This is a genomic window from Rhizobium beringeri, from assembly GCF_004306515.1.
GTDB classification, from domain to species: domain Bacteria; phylum Pseudomonadota; class Alphaproteobacteria; order Rhizobiales; family Rhizobiaceae; genus Rhizobium; species Rhizobium beringeri.
Genome location: NZ_SILG01000007.1, coordinates 140129 through 160563 on the forward strand (window position 1 = coordinate 140129; position 20435 = coordinate 160563).

At 59.1% G+C, this 20435-nt stretch carries 17 protein-coding genes and 5 pseudogenes; 6 read left to right on the plus strand and 16 right to left on the minus strand.

The features are described 5' to 3' along the window. Window positions 1-55: 55 nt before the first annotated feature. The 3 genes and pseudogenes from ELH03_RS36805 to ELH03_RS36820 all read right to left on the minus strand — a co-directional run bounded on the left by ELH03_RS36805 (window position 56) and on the right by ELH03_RS36820 (window position 4315). Entirely contained in the window at window positions 56-391 is a 336-nt protein-coding gene (locus ELH03_RS36805) for a winged helix-turn-helix transcriptional regulator (protein WP_130660516.1), read from the minus strand. After that, window positions 381-1472, minus strand: a complete 1092-nt coding sequence (locus ELH03_RS36810) for a nucleotidyltransferase family protein (protein ID WP_130660458.1) — start codon at window positions 1470-1472, stop codon at window positions 381-383. The genes ELH03_RS36805 and ELH03_RS36810 overlap by 11 nt, the downstream gene beginning before the upstream one ends. Window positions 1473-2429: 957 nt before the next feature. Further along, window positions 2430-4315, minus strand: a pseudogene (locus tag ELH03_RS36820) (potassium transporter Kup). Between the two features lie 330 nt (window positions 4316-4645). On the opposite strand from ELH03_RS36820, the pseudogene ELH03_RS36825 reads away from it, so the two are divergent. Both ELH03_RS36825 and ELH03_RS36830 read left to right on the plus strand, forming a co-directional pair. Beyond that, window positions 4646-5105 (plus strand): annotated as a pseudogene (locus tag ELH03_RS36825) (cytochrome c); the annotation flags it as partial. Window positions 5106-5584: 479 nt separating this feature from the next. Then, window positions 5585-5713: pseudogene (locus ELH03_RS36830) on the plus strand (transglycosylase domain-containing protein); the annotation flags it as partial. A gap of 311 nt (window positions 5714-6024) precedes the next feature. Here ELH03_RS36830 and ELH03_RS36835 read toward each other — a convergent pair. The 3 genes and pseudogenes from ELH03_RS36835 to ELH03_RS36845 form a co-directional block, all read right to left on the minus strand. Then, the gene (locus ELH03_RS36835) at window positions 6025-6222 is read right to left on the minus strand and encodes a hypothetical protein (protein ID WP_130660456.1); all 198 of its coding nucleotides are present in this window, start codon (window positions 6220-6222) and stop codon (window positions 6025-6027) included. A gap of 290 nt (window positions 6223-6512) precedes the next feature. Then, a pseudogene (locus tag ELH03_RS36840) lies at window positions 6513-6764 on the minus strand (nickel-binding protein). 375 nt (window positions 6765-7139) lie between these two features. After that, window positions 7140-7574 (minus strand): hypothetical protein, encoded by a 435-nt coding sequence (locus ELH03_RS36845; protein ID WP_130767616.1) that lies wholly within the window; start codon window positions 7572-7574, stop codon window positions 7140-7142. A gap of 205 nt (window positions 7575-7779) precedes the next feature. On the opposite strand from ELH03_RS36845, the gene ELH03_RS36850 reads away from it, so the two are divergent. Next, complete coding sequence (locus ELH03_RS36850) at window positions 7780-8676, plus strand: GGDEF domain-containing protein (protein ID WP_130767633.1); 897 nt, start codon at window positions 7780-7782, stop codon at window positions 8674-8676. A gap of 136 nt (window positions 8677-8812) precedes the next feature. On the opposite strand, the gene ELH03_RS36855 is transcribed toward ELH03_RS36850, so the two are convergent. The 10 genes and pseudogenes from ELH03_RS36855 to ELH03_RS37720 all read right to left on the minus strand — a co-directional run bounded on the left by ELH03_RS36855 (window position 8813) and on the right by ELH03_RS37720 (window position 17982). After that, window positions 8813-9118, minus strand: a complete 306-nt coding sequence (locus ELH03_RS36855; protein ID WP_130660454.1) for a hypothetical protein — start codon at window positions 9116-9118, stop codon at window positions 8813-8815. Window positions 9119-9322: 204 nt separating this feature from the next. Then, the gene (locus ELH03_RS36860; protein ID WP_128403523.1) at window positions 9323-9628 is read right to left on the minus strand and encodes a DUF982 domain-containing protein; all 306 of its coding nucleotides are present in this window, start codon (window positions 9626-9628) and stop codon (window positions 9323-9325) included. An 83-nt stretch (window positions 9629-9711) separates the two neighbouring features. Next, entirely contained in the window at window positions 9712-9909 is a 198-nt protein-coding gene (locus ELH03_RS36865) for a hypothetical protein (protein ID WP_128403522.1), read from the minus strand. Beyond that, window positions 9906-10862, minus strand: a complete 957-nt coding sequence (locus tag ELH03_RS36870; protein ID WP_130767617.1) for a ThiF family adenylyltransferase — start codon at window positions 10860-10862, stop codon at window positions 9906-9908. Before ELH03_RS36870 ends, ELH03_RS36865 begins: the two co-directional genes overlap by 4 nt. Further along, a complete protein-coding gene (locus ELH03_RS36875) occupies window positions 10862-12445 on the minus strand; it encodes an aKG-HExxH-type peptide beta-hydroxylase (RefSeq protein ID WP_130767618.1) in 1584 nt (527 codons plus the stop codon). The genes ELH03_RS36870 and ELH03_RS36875 overlap by 1 nt, the downstream gene beginning before the upstream one ends. 104 nt (window positions 12446-12549) lie before the next feature. Continuing rightward, window positions 12550-14244, minus strand: a complete 1695-nt coding sequence (locus ELH03_RS36880; protein ID WP_130767619.1) for a S8 family serine peptidase — start codon at window positions 14242-14244, stop codon at window positions 12550-12552. A gap of 31 nt (window positions 14245-14275) precedes the next feature. Then, a complete protein-coding gene (locus tag ELH03_RS36885; RefSeq protein ID WP_130767620.1) occupies window positions 14276-15304 on the minus strand; it encodes a phosphatase PAP2 family protein in 1029 nt (342 codons plus the stop codon). Window positions 15305-15345: 41 nt separating this feature from the next. Further along, a complete protein-coding gene (locus ELH03_RS36890; protein WP_130767621.1) occupies window positions 15346-17301 on the minus strand; it encodes an SARP family transcriptional regulator in 1956 nt (651 codons plus the stop codon). Window positions 17302-17428: 127 nt separating this feature from the next. Further along, window positions 17429-17524: pseudogene (locus ELH03_RS38445) on the minus strand (ABC transporter ATP-binding protein); the annotation flags it as partial. A 311-nt stretch (window positions 17525-17835) separates the two neighbouring features. Next, a complete protein-coding gene (locus ELH03_RS37720; protein WP_165420563.1) occupies window positions 17836-17982 on the minus strand; it encodes a hypothetical protein in 147 nt (48 codons plus the stop codon). 357 nt (window positions 17983-18339) lie between these two features. On the opposite strand from ELH03_RS37720, the gene ELH03_RS36900 reads away from it, so the two are divergent. From ELH03_RS36900 to ELH03_RS36910, 3 genes are all read left to right on the plus strand, one after another. Next, window positions 18340-18615, plus strand: coding sequence for a type II toxin-antitoxin system TacA family antitoxin (locus ELH03_RS36900; RefSeq protein WP_245511925.1), 276 nt, complete (start codon window positions 18340-18342; stop codon window positions 18613-18615). Between the two features lie 3 nt (window positions 18616-18618). Beyond that, complete coding sequence (locus tag ELH03_RS36905) at window positions 18619-19125, plus strand: GNAT family N-acetyltransferase (protein WP_348633886.1); 507 nt, start codon at window positions 18619-18621, stop codon at window positions 19123-19125. A 495-nt stretch (window positions 19126-19620) separates the two neighbouring features. Further along, window positions 19621-20435 (plus strand): ArdC family protein (locus ELH03_RS36910; protein WP_130767555.1); only part of this gene is annotated, 815 nt, incomplete at its 3' end.

Here is a 20435-nt window from a genome sequence, read left to right on the forward strand (position 1 = left end):
GGGTCGGTCTGGATTTCACGGTGATCTTTCGTCGCTTCCGTCACGTCAATGAAGTTCATTTCCTACCACCCCGTTTTATGCCCTCCTGATCGCCACCGTCCGCGCCCTCCCGTTGGGCAGCCCATGTAAGCAAAGCGTCCAAAGCTGGACACAGGGCCTGGCCCCAGTCCGTCAGGTCATATTCGACTTTCGGGGCCACCTGATGGTGGACGATGCGGCGCACGATCCTGTCCTTTTCCATTTGGCCAAGCTGCTGGATCAGCATCTTCTGGGAGATCCCCGGGATTGCCCGTTCGAGATCGGAGAAGCGCAGAACATGCCCACCAAAGAGATGAAACAGGATCACAAGTTTCCAGCGCCCTGCGCCTTGCTCTTTTTCCTTACTGTGGATCGTCCGACCTCTCGTTGCCGATTTGCTGGTTGCCCAGCCGCAGGATCTGCGAGAGCATCCGCTGGCCGTCCTTCGAAAGCATGTCCTTGCCCTCCTGCAGGGCCTCGCGCCATGCAGGGCCGCGCTCCTCGGCTTCGTCATAGGCGAGGGCGAAGTCAGACGATCTCCGTGTCTCGTAGAGCGCCTCGAACAGGAGTTCCGCTTGCCGGAGATCTTTGTCGCGCTTCAGGACGAAGTGCCCGTCTGTGCGCCGTTTGGTAGCTATGATCAGCTTGTGGACAGCGTACCGGGACGGCTCCGGGACGTTAACCGGCACACCGCTCTTGTGAAGCAGCACGGTCCTCATTGGCTCTCGAATAAGAAAATCCAAGAACCGGAGCGGATCTGCGCTGGCGCCGCCGAGAGCAGGCATCTTGGCGGGCTGGTCGATGTAATCGTCCGAGCCACGGTTTGATGTTAGGAACTCGACCCGGTAGCCGCCCTTCGTTTGGAAAGCGGTCGAAGCTGCGGCGCCCGATCGATGAGGAACCGGACGGAATGTCGGATCGACCGTCTGCAGCAGATCGAGGATCGGGGGCAAGGTGTCTTCGACTTCACGGGAGATCGCATAGTCCTGGGCGATGTCCGCATCCCCCGTGAGGATCGCAGCCATAGGCAGGCGGACGCCGAGGAGTCCGGAGTAGGTCTGGAAGGCGACCGTGCCGATTAGGACGGCGCGGAGCCGGAACAGGCCAGCGACCGAAAGCGCCTCGACGATGTCGCCTGACATTGGGTCGGGCGCGATCATGCCTCCCTGTCGCGTCAGGCTCGCGACCATGCGCCTCCGGTCGCGCAGACTGTCCTTGTCGCGCTTAAAGTCCTCGACGCGCTGCGCGATCTCCGGATCATCCGCAGTCCCGACGTAGCGACGCTTCTTGCCTCCTGATCCATCCGGCATGTCGAAATACCAATACCGTTTGCCCTTGACCTCCATTGTGATGAAGCGGCCTTCCGAGGGGAAGTCTGCTGTCCATGCAGCGTCCATGGTCCGCTGCGCCAGCTCGGCCAGCATGGTCTGGTACATCAGATCGACAGTCTTCATGGCAGCTCTCGCTTATTATGACCATTTCAACAAGAATGGTAATAACCGAAGTGGCGCCGGAGAGGAAGAGGGTTGTCTCATGAACTATGGTACGGACTGTCCGAGGGCATGTCGCATTCAATGCCACGGCAGCAATTGCCGGCGGCGATGCGCAGATCCGCGAAGCGATCAAGGCCTTGAAGAGACAGTAGACAAGAGGCTGCAGCCGTCACGCGGGCTGGACTCTCGGGGTCCGGACATATCGGGGCTAATCGCGCTGGCCAGTCTAGCTGTCGGCGGGATGATCGTCTATGCCAGCGATGGTGCTGCGGCGACATTAGGCATTGGTTCAAGATCAACTGATTGCTCGCCGCGGATCAAAAAGGAGCCCCGCCGAGACGGTGCAATTTGGCGAAAAGATTGATCGCACAGGAAGGAAGAGTTGGCGTGCGGCGCCGTCACAAGGGGTGGCACATGTGCGATCCTTGTGGCCCGACGATAGATAGGCGGCAAAGCTCCTGTACGTTTCCGCACTAATCGGCATCTGTGCCGATCTGATCGCGGCAACTGTGCGGAAGCGCACTGATGGTTGGCGGTGAGCTTATGACCAGTCGACGTAATGTGTTCGGAATTAGAAGCGTTGCTCATCTGCCTACCCGATGCGAGGTCACAACAACTGCTCTATAGGAATGCGATTTGTGGCGCAGGCCACTCTGTCTTACGCCCTCGCCCGGATAAAAAATCGGGGCCGCGCCGTTTTTTCCCACTATAATAGCGGGCTAGAAAATGCCTATCATCCCGAATTGTCAACTGTGGGTAGCGAGAGCCGCTCTCGATGACGGTGAAGTGGCGCGCATCCGCCAATTGGTCACGGGGCCATAGCGGATTGCGGGCCCGAGGGCGAGACTTCAATACAGCAAATGTTAGCTCTCCGCCGGTCACCAATGGGATCGAGCGGCTGGGTGGGGTCTCTCGCCGCTAAATGGATGTCTGCAGCCCGAGTTCGACCACTCGCCCTGACGGCAGACCGAAATAGTCTGTCGCATTGCTGGCATTCTGCGCAAGAGAGATGAACAGCCGGTCCTGCCAGAACGGCAGGCCACCTTTCTTCGACGGCAGGATCGTTCGGCGGGACAGGAAGAATGAGGTCGACATGATGTCAAACTTCAGGCCGAGCTTGCGAGCGAGGACCAGCGCACGAGGGATGTTGGGCGTCTCCATGTAGCCAAATGTAATCACCAGCCGGCTGAATTGGGGATTGAAGCTTTCAAGGAAGATTTTCTCATCGTCGGGGACGAACGGCGTGGTCGAGGTGACGACGCTGAGAATGACGTTCTGCTCATGGAGGACCTTGTAGTGCTTCAGGCTATGGAGAAGTGCGGTTGGCGCGCCTTCGATGTCGCTTGTCAGGAACATCGCCGTCCCAGGCACCGTGAGCGGCTTCTTCCGGGCCAGGTTGTCGATGATCGCTGAGAGTGGGATTTCGTCTGCCTTGGTGCGAGCGGCAAGCAGGCGGCGGCCGGCCGTCCATGTTTGCATCATGAGCGCCATCGTCGACGCCACCGCAACGGGAACCCATCCGCCATCTGCGAACTTCGCGATGTTGGCAACTAAGAACCCGGCGGCACAATAACAGCAAGGGCTGTCGCCAGCTTCCACATCCAGATCCGCCGCATCACAATGAACAGGAGGATTGAAGTGATGAACATTTCGCCTGTGACTGCGATACCATAGGCGGCGGAAAGGCCGCTTGAGCTTCGAAAGAAGAGCACCAGAGCAGCCACGAATATGAACAGCAAGTTGTTCACCTGCGGCATGAAGATCTGCCCGGATTGCGTTTCGGAGGTGTGAAGGATGCGTAGGCGCGGAAGCAGGTTGAGGTGCATCGCCTGGCGGACAAGCGAGTAGGCGCCGGAGATGACGGCCTGGCTGGCGATAACCGTTGCCGCGGTCGCCAGACAAACCATGGGGATTCTCGCCCATTCTGGATGCATGCTGAAAAAGGGATGCTCAGCCATCTGCGGGTTTGCGAGCACGAACGCTCCCTGTCCAAAGTAATTCAGAAGCAGACTGGGGAAGACGAGCGAAAACCACGCGACGACAATCGGCCGTCGGCCGAAGTGTCCAAGGTCGACATAGAGAGCCTCGGCTCCCGTCACAGCAAGGAAGACCGCCCCAAGCACCGCTACCGCCGAGCCGATGTTGCTTGCAATATACCGGAGCGCGTGGATCGGGTTGACTGCGCCTAGCACCGACGGGTCGTCAAAGATGTGGATCGCTCCGCTGACGCCCAGGACAACGAACCATAGAGCCGTTACGGGACCGAATACCGAGGCGACACCACTCGTGCCGAACCGCTGGACGAAAAACAGCACGGCGATGATTGTAAGAGTGATGGGCACGACCCAGTTGGAGAGGGCCGGCGCCACAACCTCGATACCCTCGACGGCAGACAGGACGGAGATTGCCGGCGTGATGATTGCATCGCCGAGAAACAGCGAGGCGCCGATTACACCCAGGACAAGGACCCACCTCGGGCGCCCGGTCAGACCTTCGCGAGCGAGGGTCATGAGAGATAGCGTGCCGCCTTCGCCCCGGTTGTCCGCCTTCAGCACGAACGTGACATACTTCAACGTGACGACGATCGTCAGCGTCCAGACGATCAGCGAAAGGATGCCGAGCACGTTGCCGTAATCCGCTCCCGATCCCCCGGTTGCGTAGAGGGCTTCCCTAAACGCGTACAGAGGACTTGTCCCGATGTCGCCATAGACGACGCCCAGAGCGGCGAGAACGAGCGATGGCCATCCTTGCCGGGTCTGGTGTTCCAGTTCCGGATCTGCTGATCGCAGCTTGGTCTCGGTCAAATGGCATGTCCTGTTGGCAAGCGGTGCACGCTGGAAGTTGCCACCGGCTTAACGTCTTTGCAACGCCAGACGAACGTGAAAAGACCTACACGGCTGTGTCGCGAACATTACCGTGGGAGGCCATGGCTTCTCTTGAAACCTGTTGCTTTTCAAGCTGACAAGGCGAAACGTGCATCTGGCGACGCCTGCCGCTGCTGCGCCGATAGCTGCCGCAAGATGGCGGCGTGATCGGGGAGGGCGACGTCCGCCCTCTGCTGCCCAGATGAGAACGGATATCCCGATAAGCGACGGATATCCGGAGTAGGTGGCACGGGCCGGAACGCAGCACTTATGAAACAGACGACTTACATGAAGAAGCTCGGGCTGCTCTCCGTCGTGGGAGCCGTCCTGATGGCGTCCCTTCCGTCGCCGGCCGCGGAGGACCTGGTCACCTTCGACAGGCGGACATGAAGGGCATGGCCGCCGCCGTGAAGACGATCTCCGGCATGTTCAAGGATCCGGCGACTTATAAGGCCAGCGAGTTCAAATGGGCGGCCGACACGATCCGCGACAAATCCGGGAGCGCACTCTCCGCACATTTCGCCTCCGAGGCCGCCAGTCCGCAGTCGAAGGCCAGGCCGAACATCCTCGAAGAGCGCGACCGGTTCGACCGCATCGCAAACGATTTGCGCGATCCGCCGTCGCGTTGGATGCCGCCGCGGAGAAAAATCCCGGATAGATGCCCGCCAGCATGCGCATGAAGCCTGAAGAGGCGATAAGCGGCGGGCCGCTCGGCACTCACGTCCGCAACGTTACAGTCAGCAGCAATATCGATGGTCACATCGACGAGGAAATCAAAACCCTCAAGGAGACCCTCGAGAAGATCCACGGTGGGTCGCATCACTCTCGAGGAGTGGAAAAAATGCAGGCCCTCCGCTAATCAGGGTTAATTGACTTCGCCGGCCTAACAATTGGCGGCATTGCCTATGCCGGCGGCGGCCTGTAGCCGCCCCGTGACATTGGCTCAAGGTCAACGAATTGCCTGCGCTTTGCGCGCCGTGGACAAAAAAAGGAGCCCCCGCCGAAACGGGGCAAATTGGGAACGGACTGATCGCACAGGAAGGAAGGGTTGGCGTACGGCCCCGTCACAAGAGGGGTACCTGTGCGATCCTTGTGGCCAAACTATAGATGGTCGGAAAGGTTCCTGTGACGGCTCCGCACCAATCGTTAGATGGAACGCTCAACCAGTCGTTCCGCCGCTTCGGTCACAAGCCGTCAAAAGCACGCTGCGCCGCCGCGCGCATTTATTTCAACAAGGATATCGGCGGCCTCAGCCTGTCGGAGTCGGCTATGCTGGCGGGCTTGCTGCGGGCGCCGAGCCAATGGAATCCCATCGACAATTTCGAAGGCGCCCGACGGTGCGCACGACGCTGGTGGACGAGGCGAAAGTAAACAACCACGCTGGTTGTGGCTCTAAAGCGGTCGAAACGCCCTCGATGGGCTAGTAACCGCCCATAGTGCCGCGAACTGGGCCAATCCCCTGCGGTTGTGCGTAGGTTGTGTTGTCCGATCCACTGGTTGCGCATCCTGATAGTGTCAGGAACATGATTGCTGCTGCGGCCAAAATGTTTCTCAGAGGCACGGCGTTCTCCGATCATGGCAGGCTGCTTAGACCACAAGGGCCACGACGAGGACTTTCCGCCAAATCGCCTTCTTTGGCAAGCGCCTGATCAACTGGCGGTAAGCAGTGACACAACCTCTTCAAGCGTCTCCCTGACGGGGTAGTAGCTCGGCGAGGCATCTTTCCCCAGCACGCTGACATAGATGTGGGTGCTGTTGGTAAACGCCCTGACAGCGACCACATGCTCCGGATTGATGAGGACGATCGGATCGTTATTCCCCGCGTAGTGGAACGGCACCAGTCTCATTGTGTCGTCTTCCCATCATTCGTCTGGCTCTAAGCCAGAATTGTCGTGGTTGGTCACTGCCCCTTGCCCCGCACCTCTCCAGGAGGGAGAACGTGAATGGACCCTTCAATCGCGCAGGCTACGTGGGCCGCGGCGGCGGCGTGTCGCCATTGCGCTTCGCCGGAATATCGACCCCGTCTCTTCAAGAGCGTGCCGGCCGGGACGATTCTGCCGGCATGCAGCAATCGTGGCGCTGACCAGGACCACCGTGAAGTTGACACCCACATGGAGGCGAAGGGGATTCGGCGGCGCTAAATAACGTGGTCGGCAGAGATGTGCTTCACCTCGATGATCCGGGTATCCCTGCGCGTTCGTTTGCCTCTTTCACATCCTGCTCGGACGAGGCGTCAAACAGGCAGAATGACCGCTCCTCGGACGGCACGAACGTCGACCGAAGATAGGGCTTGCCCTGGCTGGTCATCGTTCTTTGCGCGGGAGGCCGCTGTGCCAAGCTGATCGGGGGTTACGCCGGGCAGGTGTCTTTCGACCATGTACAGTGGCATGATGATTGTCCTTGGCCTATCTGCCGGCGGTTCTGGTAGTATTCTGAAACTGGGAGGACGTCGATCCCGCGGACAAAGTAAACCACCAGTTGTCGCCCTGCCGGCGCGTGACCTTTAGCGCATCCGCGGGTCGTCCGTTTGGTTGCCCACCGCGCCAAGTCCCTAGGAGGGGCGGCCAGCGCAGAAAACCTGAACCCGGCAGTTGACCAGCAGGAACCAACTGCTTCAGTAATCTGCCCCCTCAAAAGGTCTGCGATAGTCGATACCGCAGGAGCAACCACCCGACTGGTCTGGCCTCGGTCGTCGCGCGCACCACCCTCAACGGGGATCGATGCATCCCCGACCAGCACGTCAGATGGTGGACTTTCGCTTCAATCAGCCAAAGAACGCACGAAGTTGAGCGAAAAACCCGCTTGGTTTGTAACCTGCCATCTTTCGCAAACGGCGAGCAACGACTGCCGCGCTGACGCGTTCACCAAAATGGCAGAAGCAGACGAGATCATGCAATTGCTCGTCGCTGAGTTCAAAGAACCGTTTGGCTTCTCCGTAGCTGTCATTTTCCATTCCTGCTGCCCGCAGAATGGGATCAGCGAATGCAACAGAGATCGGAGTGCCGTCATCCCTGAGAGCAAGCCGATCGGCCATCGGCTGATATTCGGTTTCGTGAAGCGTCTTAAGATACGGTCTGGGGCTGTGTTCGAGACTTTCGGCCCACCGTTCAAGCCGTTCGCGCCGCGTCATATCAAGGCGCTTGCAGGTCGTGCTGACCTTCGCAATGGTTTTCAACTGGTCTAGTGCGTACTGTTCCATCTCGGCCTCCTATCTCCGGAAAAATAGATGGTCCGCCTCCCGAAAACAGCGTCGCTCAGGTCGCAGTCGATGTCCAATCACGATTGAAAACGGCATCTCGTTGACGTTTCCGTAGTCACTGGAGGCGCCTTTTGCTTGCTGACCGGCTCTTTTCTCATAGGGTTTCTGCGCCATGTCATACCAAGGCAACCAGACAGGGTTCGGTATGGACGAGATATTCGAACAGCTTCTGCACCTTTCCGCACGCACCGAAACGCTGATTGCGGTCTACGATGGTGATGACCGGCTGCGATACGCTAACAGCGCCTTTCGTTCGGTCTATTTCATCGAGCCGGATGAGACTCCCCTCTGGCCGGATCTCATGCGGCGCAATTTCGAGCTGCGGCAAGGCACAGTCATTCAGACGAGCAATTTCGACGAGTGGCTGCGGTCGACACAGTCGCGCCGTGGCAAGATCGGCTATCGCGCTTTCGAGACGGACCTGTGCGATGGCCGATGGTTTTGGATGACCGAGGCGGTCAAGAAGAACGGTTGGATGTTGTGCATTGCGAGCGACATCACCAGTTTGCGAGCGCATGGCAGGACTGTTCGGCAAGATCGCGATCAGGCAATCAAGGCGTCTTACACCGACGAACTCACGGGTGTCGCCAACCGCCGCTTTGTGATGGCCCGCGTCGACGACATGCTGGCAGCCGCCCAGCACGGAAACAACGGATGCCTTGCTGTATTCGACATCGACAATTTCAAACACATCAACGATCGGCTCGGTCACCAGGCCGGGGATGTCGTCCTGCGCGATTTTGCTCATCGCATTCATCAGAATGTTCGCCGCAACGATTGTTTTGGGCGGGTCGGCGGAGAAGAGTTCTTTCTCGTGATGCCGGCAACCGGGCCGGAAGATGCCATTGCCATGGTCGAGTGCATGCTGACGGTGATCCGCTTCTCCCGGCCTCTGCCTGAATCTCCCGACTTCAGTTACACCTGTTCTGCCGGCATCGCCACGTGTGCCCCGTCACACAGCGCGTCGGACCTTTATCGACGCGCCGATCAAGCACTCTATGCTGCCAAGTTAAGCGGCCGGGACAGGGTGCGCGCAGCGTAGGCGCCTCGGCTAAGGTTGAACCTCAATTTGGTGTGCCGTTCTCAGAGCGGGGACTTCGTGGTGCGCCGCAGCCGTGGCGGACGGCAATCTAGACCTTTTCGCGGAGGCAGGAACCATTTTTATTCGGCCAGATTTCTTAAATCCCTGACCCGTAGAGCTCTTGGTCATCGTCGCCTTCCCAAGGGGAGGGCATCGAGGTGCGATTGAGGTTGGCCGAGGGCATCGGCATCCAACACTTCAATTCCGGCTCGGCATATTCGATGATGTGCCCGGGCGAGGAATCAGAGGCGCGCCAGCCTTCTGCACCGAACTGATCGCCATGCGACCAATAGGCGAGGTCAACTTCTGCCGGCCCCTGTTCGGACGGGCGAATCGTGACGAGGATCCGGCTACCGTCTCTCGGTGCGCTTGCCATGTCGCGCCAGCGGTCTGTGTCGTCCATCGTCTTTCCTCCTGCCTCGCTGCAGGTTGCGAGTGTCGCCTCGCCATCGGAAACCGTCAATTGAAACTTTGCAGAACCCATCGTCTGTCGGGTCCAGAGAACTTCTGCGTCTCGCTCCGCAGTAAGAGCTCCGTAGAGCCCACGGCGATAGCCGAAGGGGCTCGATGGGAGCGGGATTGCGTTGAGCGCGTGAACGGCGGTCAACTATCTGACCTGGCTGACTGGATAGATCCTGAGAACACCAAGGCTGTTATCAGTCGTGATCGCTGCAATACCCGCTTCATATGCGGCGCGGACGATCGCCTCATGCAATTTCTCGGGTTCGGTATCTCCGGTAAGGACCTCCAAACAGGTTCTCACCGCCGTCAAGAATTCTTCACCATCGTCGGTGGGCCATTCCTTCAACAACAGTTGCGCAGCCTCGCGAGCGGTACGGATCACCCTGCGATCTTTCCCTTCGTCAAACACAAGAATTATCGTTGGGAAGTTTCTCAACATATCGAATCTCATTGTGCCTGAACTCCGCGGGGCGGCCAGTACCAATATCGGGCCATGGTTTCGGACCGAGATCGGCCACACATTCTCGTCAACCATCAGTTAGCCAGATTGGCTTTTAGCTCACGGGCTGCCGCCTCAAGGAGTCGCTTGAATTCTTCGGAGGTCACGCCATCGGCGCGCATCACCATGGCGATCAGTGGATCGCAAAGAGCTTCGGATATCGTCAGCTCATCGTTCTTTCCGGCAGTTGTGCCAACGGAGCAATAATATCCCGACGAAGATAGCGTGTTCATGGACATACCTTGCATTCGGGGTGTTCGCAGAGAGAACGCAGCTCGGCCTGATCGCTTTTGAGGTCCGATATCCATCGGCGTCCCCGTGCGGCCGAGTGTCTCGAAAGGCATTTTTGGGCAATCCGAGACACGGCAAGGCCGGCTATAAATGCGTTCTCGGCAGCGGCCGGTGGAGCGAGAAAGCCATCGTCGGTTGTGACCTCGGCGCAATGGCAGGCGGGACATGCGTCCTTATGCACTGCGACCGAGGGACCTGCCATGCCATGTGCTTGGGAGCGGCCGACATGCAGATGGGGCGGCAGGCCGGCTTTCGATGCGTGGCAGGCCGTCAGGAACTCCTGGGCCGGATGAGAATCGTCGCCGGCAAGAACGACGAACGGATTGTCGGCGTAATCTGCGATCAATCGGAGCGCTGCGGCCCCTTTCGCAAATTCCGGCAGCGCGAAGACATTGGCCGAGAAACACGCGGCCAGACAGGTCGCCAGCTTGTCCGTCTTCAGCCGGCCGAGATCAGCTTCGCTCGCCCATGGGACATGGTTCAAGTTGTTATCGTCGATACGATCCGCATCCACGAGAAAGAAACGGCGCGCGCCGTGGGCCGCAAGCTGGATGGCAATCTGCGAACCCAAGCCGCCGCATCCGATAATGACGAAGTCGATTTCGCCAAAACCTGCGAAGTCGCGTTGACGATGGCGAAGAGGCGTCAGGAAGGCGTCGTCGTGATCCATTGCGGCGGAGACATATTCGTCCTCATCCGGCAAATTGGAACCCTCCAACGAGACGCCGAACGCAGGCCTGCTAACATTGGGGCTCCGTTCCTCGGCAGGATCGACACTACTGCCGGTGAACAGAGCCCCTCTGCCGCCCCACCCCAGACTGTGGGCGAAGAAGTTCGGGAAGTCGACGGGCGCACGGATTGCCGCTGACAATCGTCTAGACCGATAATTGACCATCAGATCGCCTCCATCTCGCTGGGCGCAACTCCGCGGATCGTCGCGGCGTAGTGACCGTAATCCTCGCCCATCGCATGGTCGGGGGTCTTCGCAATCAAGTGGAATTTGCCGTCGTACCAGAGGCTGACATTGTCGCCGCTGCCATCGATCTCTCGCCGGCCCATCCGAGGATCGATCGGCTCCTTGCCGCGCAGCAGCATCTGTCCAATATCCCAGGCTTGGCGATCGAGAACGCGCTGGCGCTCGGCAAGATGCGCCTGCCGGTGCGCAATGGGCTCTTCGGCAAGCAACTGGCTCACGAGGAACAAGATCCGACTGCTCCAGGAAGGAATGGCGGCGATGTCTGGGAGGTCGAGGAGGACATCGCCGCCGAGACGTTCGATACCTTTCCGAGCGATATCGATGAGCGGGACTTGCCGCGCGGCATAGGCAATTATGAATGCCGTCTTCCAGGCGCGGCGCTCAGGATCCGTCTCGGTGGATAGGCATGCCATGCGCAAGGCGCATTCCCAGGGAATGGTGTAGGCCGTATGCAGGATGCTCTCGAGCGTCTGTAGGTCCTTCTTGTATGGGGAAACATATTGGAACTCGCCAGGCAGGGATGCTGCCGTCGAGGTCGTATAAAACCCGAGCAGGATATTCCCTGCCTCATGAAGCAGTTGGGCCGCTGTCGCAGCATGATCGCCGGCGCGCAATCTCTCTCTGGAAAGGACGATGAGCGCGCTGCCCGGCAATTCGTTCGAACTCGAAAAGGAGCACTGCGGTTCGCGCCGCACGCCAACGTAAAGCGTATGCAGGCCGGCGATCAGACGCTGATGGCCGTACTCGTCCAAGTCCGCGATTAATGCGAAGGCCTTCTCCAGATGGTCGGCGATGCGATCCAATTCCGCATCGTCCGGGATCGGGTAGCCGGGCCGGGGATAATCCGGCATGCATTGGCGCAGGAGGGCTTGCATGAGACGGCTTCGCGCCGGGCTTTCGATGCGCACGAGGCCGATGCCGCAAGAGAGCCGGCACGCTGGCTGACGTTCGAGTTCAAGATCCGATGCGATCAGATCCGGCTGCAGATAGCGGCCGACGACCTGCACATCGGGGCGGGCCGCCTGCCATTCCAGACTACGCGCGAGCGCACCCATCCAGGCTGCAAGTGCGGATGAACGGTAAGGGTCGGCGCCGACCGGTCCGGCAACCGCTGGCGGAAGCTCCGGCAGGCGAGTGTATCCGCCATCTGCAAGGTCGGGGAAATAACCTGACAATGCCTCTACCCCAGCCGAACAACCGGCGAGCTTCGAAGCCGCCGCAAGCGTGCGGCCATATTGGAAGCGTCGCTTCAAAAGGTTGCGTGTTGCTACGCGCTGCAGGGAGACGGTACTTGCCATCAGGGGATTGCGCTTGAGCAGGAGGCGCGCCTCATCTGCCAATTGTTGTATGCGGGACGCGGACATCGGCAGCCTCCGTGAGTTTGTCTTCGGGCGGATCAAGGTTGCATCTCGGGCAAAAATGCCGGAGTTCGGGACGGCTTCGTCCGGCGTCGGAACGTTGCGCGTCGTCGGTTGAGAGGCACTATTCCCCAAGGGCGTCATTCGCCCGCCAGTTCGGCGTTAAAAATCCGTAAAAATGACGTAAACAAAGAAAAAGCCTCCTCGATCGAGGAGGCTTAGAATTCTGGAAAACGCAGCCGCAGGGGTCAGATCGCCAGAGCCGTCTCAACCGCCGCCCGCGCATTCGGCAGGCCCGACCCGAAGAAATAGGCCATCTCGACGGCGTCCTCGCTTTCTGCATTCATACAATCCGCCGTCAATTTCCTCGTTCCGGGCGCGACAATGGCGTCCAGGCGGGATGCGGTCTTCAGAATTGATTTCACTTGAGGCCCCGAGAGGCGGTCACCGGGATTGTGGCGGCTTTTGTAAGCCCGCTGTATCAGGGCGCATAACCCGCCCACCTGCGCCGACGCGCCTGATGTGCCCCCGAAGGGAGTGTAGTATCCGCCCCCGATGCCCGGATTGGTTCCGAACGGCACGATGGCCGACCACGGATCGGAGCCATAATTATAGCCGAAAATCCCCGACAGGTCCGTCGTCAGCAGCGAGAAGTGCGAATAGTAGTATTCCCGTGTTCGAAAAGCGCTGTAGTCGTGCTGCGCGGCAAATGGAGAAAGCCGGTCGAGGCGCAACTGATGCCTGTTGAAGACCTCCCCGTCGTCAGAGGGGGAGACTAGCGTCAATCCTTCGCCGTAATTGCTATAGCCCGAACGGAAACCTTCGACGGTAACGGCCCCAACGGCAATGATGCCGTTGTTATCGGCGGCAAGACTTGCCGGATAGATCAGCTGGCTCTCGCCACTGTTTCCTGCGGCGCAGACGATCGGGATGTGCCGGCTGATGGCGAGGATGAGTTGTTTGAGGACATGCCACGGACGATCCGGATTGGAGCCTTTCTGCGCAGCCTTCGGCTCCAGTTCAGGTCCACCTTGATCAGCAAGGGCAATGCGCGTGAACAGATTGGCGGCATCCTGGTTTTTCCATAATTCCAGGTCGGCCTTCAGCTCGTTCTTCGGATCAACGATGCTGCGTTTCGGGTCAGGCAGACCGCGCGGCAAGACGATCACATCTGCTTTCTGAAGATAGGCATAAAGGAAGGCCGCAATGAACTGTCTGACATCGTCTTCGAAGGACGTTCTGATCGAGATGAGCCTTGAGAAAGGATCAACGCCGAAATAGGGGATGACATTGCGATTGCCGCTCGTGCGCAGCTCGTCACTATCACCGTAGAAGGCTCCTTCCGGCGGAAGGCTTGGCGTGCCTTCTTCCGCTACAACGGCGGGTTCGCCGACGATCAGCCCCGCGCAGCAGGTACCATGCGACGCAAACAGCGATTCCGGATTGTAGAGCCGCCGGAGAACGCCCTCTGACGCGGCGTATTCGGCAACCAGATCACTGAGATAGTCCTGGTCGTCGTTCGAAAGGCCGATATTGCCGAGCGGAGCGATGTTGAGCCCGGCAAAGAAGGCATGCCTTTCCTCGCGGTCAAACGACGTCGTCGTATCAAGAATTTCGAGCACGCGCGCGCCGTAACGATGGGTCGTCAAATCGATTGACGCCTCCCGGTCAAGCCGGGTTGCCAGATTGGGATGATCCGGAGATACGCCGACATCGATCAGCGCGACCCGCGCGGGTCGCAACGGGCCGGCGGAAGCGATAGCATCCCAGACCGTGCCGGTGATGAGGGGATCGGGGAGCGCGCGTGCGGCGCTCGCATCAAGCGCTGGTGGAGCAGGCGGAGCCGATCCGTATTCCGCGTCGACCACACCAAGGGCAGTCAGGTGCCAGAGATAATAGTAGTTGATCGGTGCGGGCTCAGGCATTTGTGTTTGATCCGTCATGTTCATGATCCCTGTTGTGCAACTGGCGATTTCAGACCCATTCGTCGTGTACGGCCTGGAACAGAGGACCGAACGCGTCGTGGAGGTAGGGAGCGAAGCGTCGGGCGAGATCTCGCCCCGCCTGCGTATCGCTCGGATAGTGCAGGCCGGCCCATTCGCGATTTTCGGCGACGTTCTGGGCGATGCGGGCAAGCTCGTCGGTGGCCGGATGTTCCGGCAGGATCGTCGAGAACGCAAAGACGATCGAAAAGCACTGGAACGAATGGTTGCTGGGATAGGACTCGTGGACCGGCACGGCCAGCAACGGTCGGAGCATGGGCTCGAACTGGTTTGGCCGCAGCCGGTTGAACTGGCTCTTGTAGATCAGGCCGACATATTCGCAGGCCGTCAGGATCGCCTGGAAAAGGCCTTCCGTCTGCTCGAAACCGCCAAGATCCTCGATATGCAATGCGCGGGTGAATTCCCCCACGGAGATCGTCGACTCGATTTGGATATCGGGCAGGCGTCGCACCCGCTCGCGGTCGCGGCGTTGCATAGAGAGCAGCACCGTCGTTTCGAGGCGGGTATAATCGGGGCCTGGCGGCGGCGGTATATCCAGCATTTCCCAGGTGAAGCGCCGCGCCGCGGTATAGGCGTTGCGTGACGGCTGCTGGTGCAGCCTGCGCAGCTCGAAGGAGGGAATAAGCTGCGACACGCCGAGGCTGCCGCCGTCCATCGTCGACTTGTTCTTGTTCTTATTCTTATTTTTGTTCTTGTTTTTGTTCAGTGACGCCTTGTTGAGCACTGACTTATTTGCGACGCTCTTGTTGAGGACCGAGGCTACGGCCATCGTCGCCATCATGGGCCCGGGCAGGGGCGATCCATCGTCATCCGTGCCGAGGAAAAGCACAGCTTCGGGGGCTGCATCAGGTGCAGCCGGTGATGCACCGGCGAGAGGATCAGCACCGGCATTGTCCCTGGGTTCGCATGGAAGGACCGTATCCGGCTCAATCCTGAATTTATAACTGTTTAGAAATAAAACAATTTTCGATTGCGATTCCTCAGTAGTGTCCGCTTCCATTGGAGCCTCCTTGCGCGATGATGTGAAGATTTGTCCGGAGTTCAGCGCAGCTTGGCGCCGGCCTTGAGCAGGCCGTCGATCAAGATCTGGCCGCCGCCTGTGTCGAGCAGCGGATAACCGCTTCCGCGGAAGGCGTTGATGGAGAAGCCGCCCTCGACCGCCTCAAGACGCTGCAGGTAATGCCGCGCGCCGCCGAGATTGTTGGAATGTGCGTGACTGGAGGTAAGATAGCGCAGCAGACTGTTGAAGTTCGGCCGTACCCGCAGGGCTTCTTCGCCTGCAGCTATGGCTGCGGCATGATCGCCCGCAAGCGCTGCCGCAATGCATTTGGTCGTATCGAAGTAATATTTATGCGGGCTGTAGACGCCGAGCTCTTGTACCCAACGCGCCATGGCCACCGCCTTGTCGGGCTGGCCTGCATAGCAGTGCAGCATCGCGTAGAGGTCCCAACTGAGCGGCAGGGCCGGATTCAGGCGGATCGATTTTTCGAACAGGTTGGCCGCATAGTCGTATTCGCCGAACAGGAACGAATGGACGTGGCCGACGAGCGCGAGCGATACGGAATTCTGCGGATCGAGTTCCAGCGCTTTGCGCGCATATGCCTGAGCTTCCTCGATCAGATGCGCGTCAAACGCGTTGAAGCGTTGGCCAACCTGGAAAGTCCGGATGAACGACAGCCAGGCAAAAGTCGATGACCGCGGCTGATACTGGATCTGTTCTTCCAGGCGCCGCTCCGCATTATCCAGATCGCTACGTGACAGCCGAAAGATCGCATTGACGGCGTCGATCAGCAGGCCGTCTTGCGACAATCGACTGTCGTTTGCCTGGGTCTCCAGGAAATAGGCCAGCTGATCGACCGCTTGGCTGATCAGCGCAGCGGCGGTGCCGAACTCGCCTCGCTCGAACTGCGTGCGGTTGACTGCCTGACTGCTCAGCCAGTGAATACGGTTGTTGATCAGGTGCTTCATCACCAGTTCGATCATCACCGTGTCACCGTCAAACGTGAGGCGAAGCTGTAGGCATATCGGAAGGCTGATCCGCTGTTCGCTCTCGTCAATATCCGGCAAGGTGAAGGAGAGGTCGCTGACGCCAATGGCCAGCCCATCGGTGATGGCTTTTGCAATGAGATTCTGGAACCGTGTCGCAGCAATTTGTCCGCCCTCTCCAACACCCACCACGATAGGGGACTGAAGGACCACGACCCATTGCCAGTCACCGTCTGCCGGCCGCCGATATGGGTTGCTGCCGGCGCTTTCCGCGGGTTTGCCTTGTCTTGGCACATCCGGGGCACCCGTCAGAGGTAGCAGGGCGGAATGTTTGGCGATATCGCGACTCGGCTGCTGTCGCGGCTCGAAGACGTCGTGGACTTGTCCTACATTGAGCCGGCTATACCAGTTCTGCCGTTCAAGCGTTAACCAGTCCTCGAATTCTGGATCGCGGATATCTATACCTTCGAGCAACTCGTCGGTGATTTGATCCGCGGACCGCTTTGTCCGAACCACCAGTTCGGTATCAAGAACGAGTCGATCCATATCCAGCCAAACGGTATTCTTATCCGCAATCAAGAGATCACGTGCAGGCCCCAGAGTCTTATGAATGTCCAAAAGGGCCTGGCGCAGACTGGCTGCCGCCTGGTCGTCGGAGCGATCACTCCACAACTTGTCCCGAAGCCAGATTCTCGAGCGCGAGCCCCGGGCGGACAGTGCAAGCATCGCCAGAAGAGCCTGGGCTTTTTTGGATTTCGGAGTAACCGACCGCCCTTCGGCATCCACAAGGGCAAAAGGCCCGAGCAGGAACATCCGTAACGGATCGTGCTCCTTGTTCATGCGATCCACCGGCCCCGCCCCCGTTGCCTCCGATGCGCTCGTTTGGCAGGTCGAAGACCTGGCATCCAGAGACCAGTCTGCCATACCTGCGGCGCCTGGCAAGCAACCGGGAAGGGAAATCGGGATTCCGAAAGGAAGATCGACGCTTTTGCGATAATCGAACTGAAGCATAACCGGCTGAAATCCCTCTGCGTAACTTCGCAAACCGGTCGTAGCGTCCTATCGTCAAAGCAGCGTCAAAGAAGTGTTGTTTTAGGCGCCATAATTTCGCAGGCGTCCGCCAAAGGCTGCGAATTATTCAACGAATCGGACTGAAGTCGGCGGCAAGGACCGCGCCCTTGAGCGCACGTGGGTAAAGATGCTGCCTGTTGTCCGAGACGGTACGGGCCTGGCCTCAGTCGATCAATGATCGCGGGGCGGCTTGAAAATGATTTTGAGAAATTCAGGCACTTAGCCCGATTCTACACGGGTTGCCTTAAACAACAAATCGTAAATCGATCGATGGTCCGTCTTAAGCAGGGACTGCGGTTTTCACGGGGATCCCCCAAGCTTCCGGCGCTAGACCATGAGTTGCTTCTGAGCGGGGCCGTTTGCCGTTCGCCGCTCCTTACCGTTGTTGCACCTTGAATCAATCCGATTCACCCCGTGAAGGTGGCAATAACCGATCGGTTAGCTCGAGCGATGACCCCTCCCTCCAAAAGCGGTTCAGGGCAGGTGCGTCTGCCCCAGTCTGGAGGTCTTTTCCGAATGGATTTCCGGCCACTTGCTGTTCGGTGCCGGTGCAGTGCCGATCGCCGAAATGGACACCACGATCGCGGTCACGGCCGAGAAGAGCACGAGTGCATAGGTCATAGCTTTCGATCCTTTGAGGTTGGTTCCCAGCCATCCCGGTCGCAAACTGCTCCGGGAGGATGAATCAAAGGCTAAGCAACATGGTTAAATGCACGGTTTTTCCCGTTAATGGACAGGGCTGTGGATGAAACCCCGCTGATCAATCGGCTGAGCTAGTTCGACGACATGACGAGGCGCGTGGAGTCGATGTCCGATCAGACGGTCCTAGGCAATCCCTGAGACGAGCACCACGTCATGGGAAGAGCCGAGCAGCAGCGTGAACGTCTTGACAGGTGATGACCGGCTTGTATTGCACTCCGCATTACATTATTTTGATTACTGCTATCAGAAGTGAGGAAGGTCGGTCAGATGTCGAACATGGCTTTGCGCAAGGAAACCCCGGTCTCGATGCGTTTTCGGGACGACGACCTAGCGATCATCGATCGTGGCGCCGCGTTAACGGGTCTTTCCCGAACCGAGTTTATGCGGCGCGCAGCCGTGCACGAAGCCCAGACAGCAATATTGAACGAGAGCGTCATCCGCCTTTCGCCGGATGCATTTGAGGCCTTTGTTGCCGTCATCGAAGCAAATCCGAGCGCACCGCCGCCCAAGGTTGCCGAGCGTTTAGCCCGCAAGGCGCCTTGGGAACATTGATCCTTGATACCTTCAAAAATCGAGCTTCTAACCGAGCGGCATAGCCTGGATGGCTTCTCGTGTGGCAAACCTTCACTGGACGCCTGGCTTGCCAGATTTGCTCAGTCGAACCAGCAACACGGCTTCACAAGAGTGTTCGTCATCTGTGATGGCGACGCGGTCGTTGGATACTATGGCTTGGCACCGACCGTCATTGCACCGAACGTCGTTACGCGAAAGGTTCGATCCGGGCAGCCTCCAGACCCAATTCCGTGCCTCCTTATCGGACAACTGGCCGTCGATCAACGCTATGGAGGTCGAGGCATTGGTACAGCCTTAGTCAGGGACGCGTTTCAGCGGTGCAGTGCAGGCGCGGACCTTGTTGGCGGGCGGGCGATCGTTGTGCGCGCGATAGACGAAGAGGCCGAACTCTACTGGCAGAACTGGGGTTTTATCCCGTCCCGCGATAATCCCTCCATCCTGGTCCGGTCACTGAATGATATCAGAACGTGGCTGCGATCAGATTCATAATCACGCTCGTGATTGTTGTCTGACATGCCCCTGTTTCTCGAAAGCGTTTGCAGGGTGCGGATCAGGCTCTGGACGTTGGCGACGATCGCGGCATGCCTAATTTCCGCTCATCGCAACTCTTCCCGGATGACGGCAGCATGCGGTTGAAAGCGGGAAGCGAAAGACCCAGCCGCCTGGCGCGGCGACATCGTCGATATCGCCCGGTCACTGGTACGACTGGGCAGGTCAGCCATCTTCGCTGCGGTTCATCTGCGATGTGAGCGACGTGATTGCCGCCTCGCGGATCTGCCTTCTGCCTCCGTCAAACCTCCCACTAACATTTCGGCCATCGCGTCCTGCCCCGGCTTTTGGTCGTGCCAGGCTCGCGCCGCCGGCAACGGCTTTGCCGTCCTCCACTGCGTTGCGGCCCTGCGGGTGCAGGCAGCGCTTGCCGCCTGGCTTTCGGACCGCCGTAGCAGGTCGCGATGGCCGCGACCTCGAAACGGAGGTTCCAACATGAGCAGGCAGCAATCCAATCAACGATCCGATATCTATAGCCGCATCACCACCAAGATCATCGCCGACCTCGAACGGGGTGTGCGGCCATGGACCAAACCCTGGACAACGGAACATGCGACGGGCGAGGTCGGCCGGCCACTGCGCCACAATGGCCAAGCCTACACCGGGATCAACGTCCTGCTGCTGTGGTCCGAAGCCATCGCCCGCGGCTTTGCCTCATCCAGCTGGATGACGTTTCGCCAGGCAATCGAACTCGGCGGCGCCGTTCGCAAGGGCGAAACCGGCACAACCGTCGTCTTTGCCAGTTCGTTTATCCGCACCGAGACGACCGAGACAGGCACTGAGATCGAACAGGACATTCCATTCCTCAAGAGCTACACGGTGTTCAACACCGACCAGATCGCCGGTCTTCCTGGGCGTTTTCATGAGATCGCACCTGCCGAGGATCCGATCAGCCGGATCGGCGATGCCGGCCGCTTCTTTGCCAATACCGGGGCACTGATCCGGCATGGAGGATCGGCGGCCTATTATGCCGCTCACCGTGATTACATCCAGATGCCATGCTTGAACGCCTTCCGGGACGATGCCTCCTATGTCGCGGTCCTCAGTCACGAGATGACGCACTGGACCGGAGCACCGCGACGGCTTGATCGTGATCTCAGCCGCTACGCGAAAGACCGGAGCGAACGCGCCCGTGAAGAGCTGATTGCCGAACTCGGCAGCTGCTTTCTCTGCGCCGATCTTGGCATCGTGCCTGAGCTCGAACCACGCCCCGACCACGCAAGCTATCTCGATGGCTGGCTGAAGGTTCT

Bases quoted from the DNA above. Each gene is read 5' to 3' on its own strand.
- ELH03_RS36810 (WP_130660458.1), bottom strand. From the start codon at position 1,472: ATGAAGACTGTCGATCTGATGTACCAGACCATGCTGGCCGAGCTGGCG.
- ELH03_RS36835 (WP_130660456.1), bottom strand. From the start codon at position 6,222: ATGAGACTGGTGCCGTTCCACTACGCGGGGAATAACGATCCGATCGTC.
- ELH03_RS36845 (WP_130767616.1), bottom strand. From the start codon at position 7,574: ATGGAACAGTACGCACTAGACCAGTTGAAAACCATTGCGAAGGTCAGC.
- ELH03_RS36850 (WP_130767633.1), top strand. From the start codon at position 7,780: ATGGACGAGATATTCGAACAGCTTCTGCACCTTTCCGCACGCACCGAA.
- ELH03_RS36855 (WP_130660454.1), bottom strand. From the start codon at position 9,118: ATGGACGACACAGACCGCTGGCGCGACATGGCAAGCGCACCGAGAGAC.
- ELH03_RS36860 (WP_128403523.1), bottom strand. From the start codon at position 9,628: ATGAGATTCGATATGTTGAGAAACTTCCCAACGATAATTCTTGTGTTT.
- ELH03_RS36865 (WP_128403522.1), bottom strand. From the start codon at position 9,909: ATGAACACGCTATCTTCGTCGGGATATTATTGCTCCGTTGGCACAACT.
- ELH03_RS36870 (WP_130767617.1), bottom strand. From the start codon at position 10,862: ATGGTCAATTATCGGTCTAGACGATTGTCAGCGGCAATCCGTGCGCCC.
- ELH03_RS36875 (WP_130767618.1), bottom strand. From the start codon at position 12,445: ATGACGCCCTTGGGGAATAGTGCCTCTCAACCGACGACGCGCAACGTT.
- ELH03_RS36880 (WP_130767619.1), bottom strand. From the start codon at position 14,244: ATGACGGATCAAACACAAATGCCTGAGCCCGCACCGATCAACTACTAT.
- ELH03_RS36885 (WP_130767620.1), bottom strand. From the start codon at position 15,304: ATGGAAGCGGACACTACTGAGGAATCGCAATCGAAAATTGTTTTATTT.
- ELH03_RS36890 (WP_130767621.1), bottom strand. From the start codon at position 17,301: ATGCTTCAGTTCGATTATCGCAAAAGCGTCGATCTTCCTTTCGGAATC.
- ELH03_RS37720 (WP_165420563.1), bottom strand. From the start codon at position 17,982: ATGACCTATGCACTCGTGCTCTTCTCGGCCGTGACCGCGATCGTGGTG.
- ELH03_RS36900 (WP_245511925.1), top strand. From the start codon at position 18,340: ATGGCTTTGCGCAAGGAAACCCCGGTCTCGATGCGTTTTCGGGACGAC.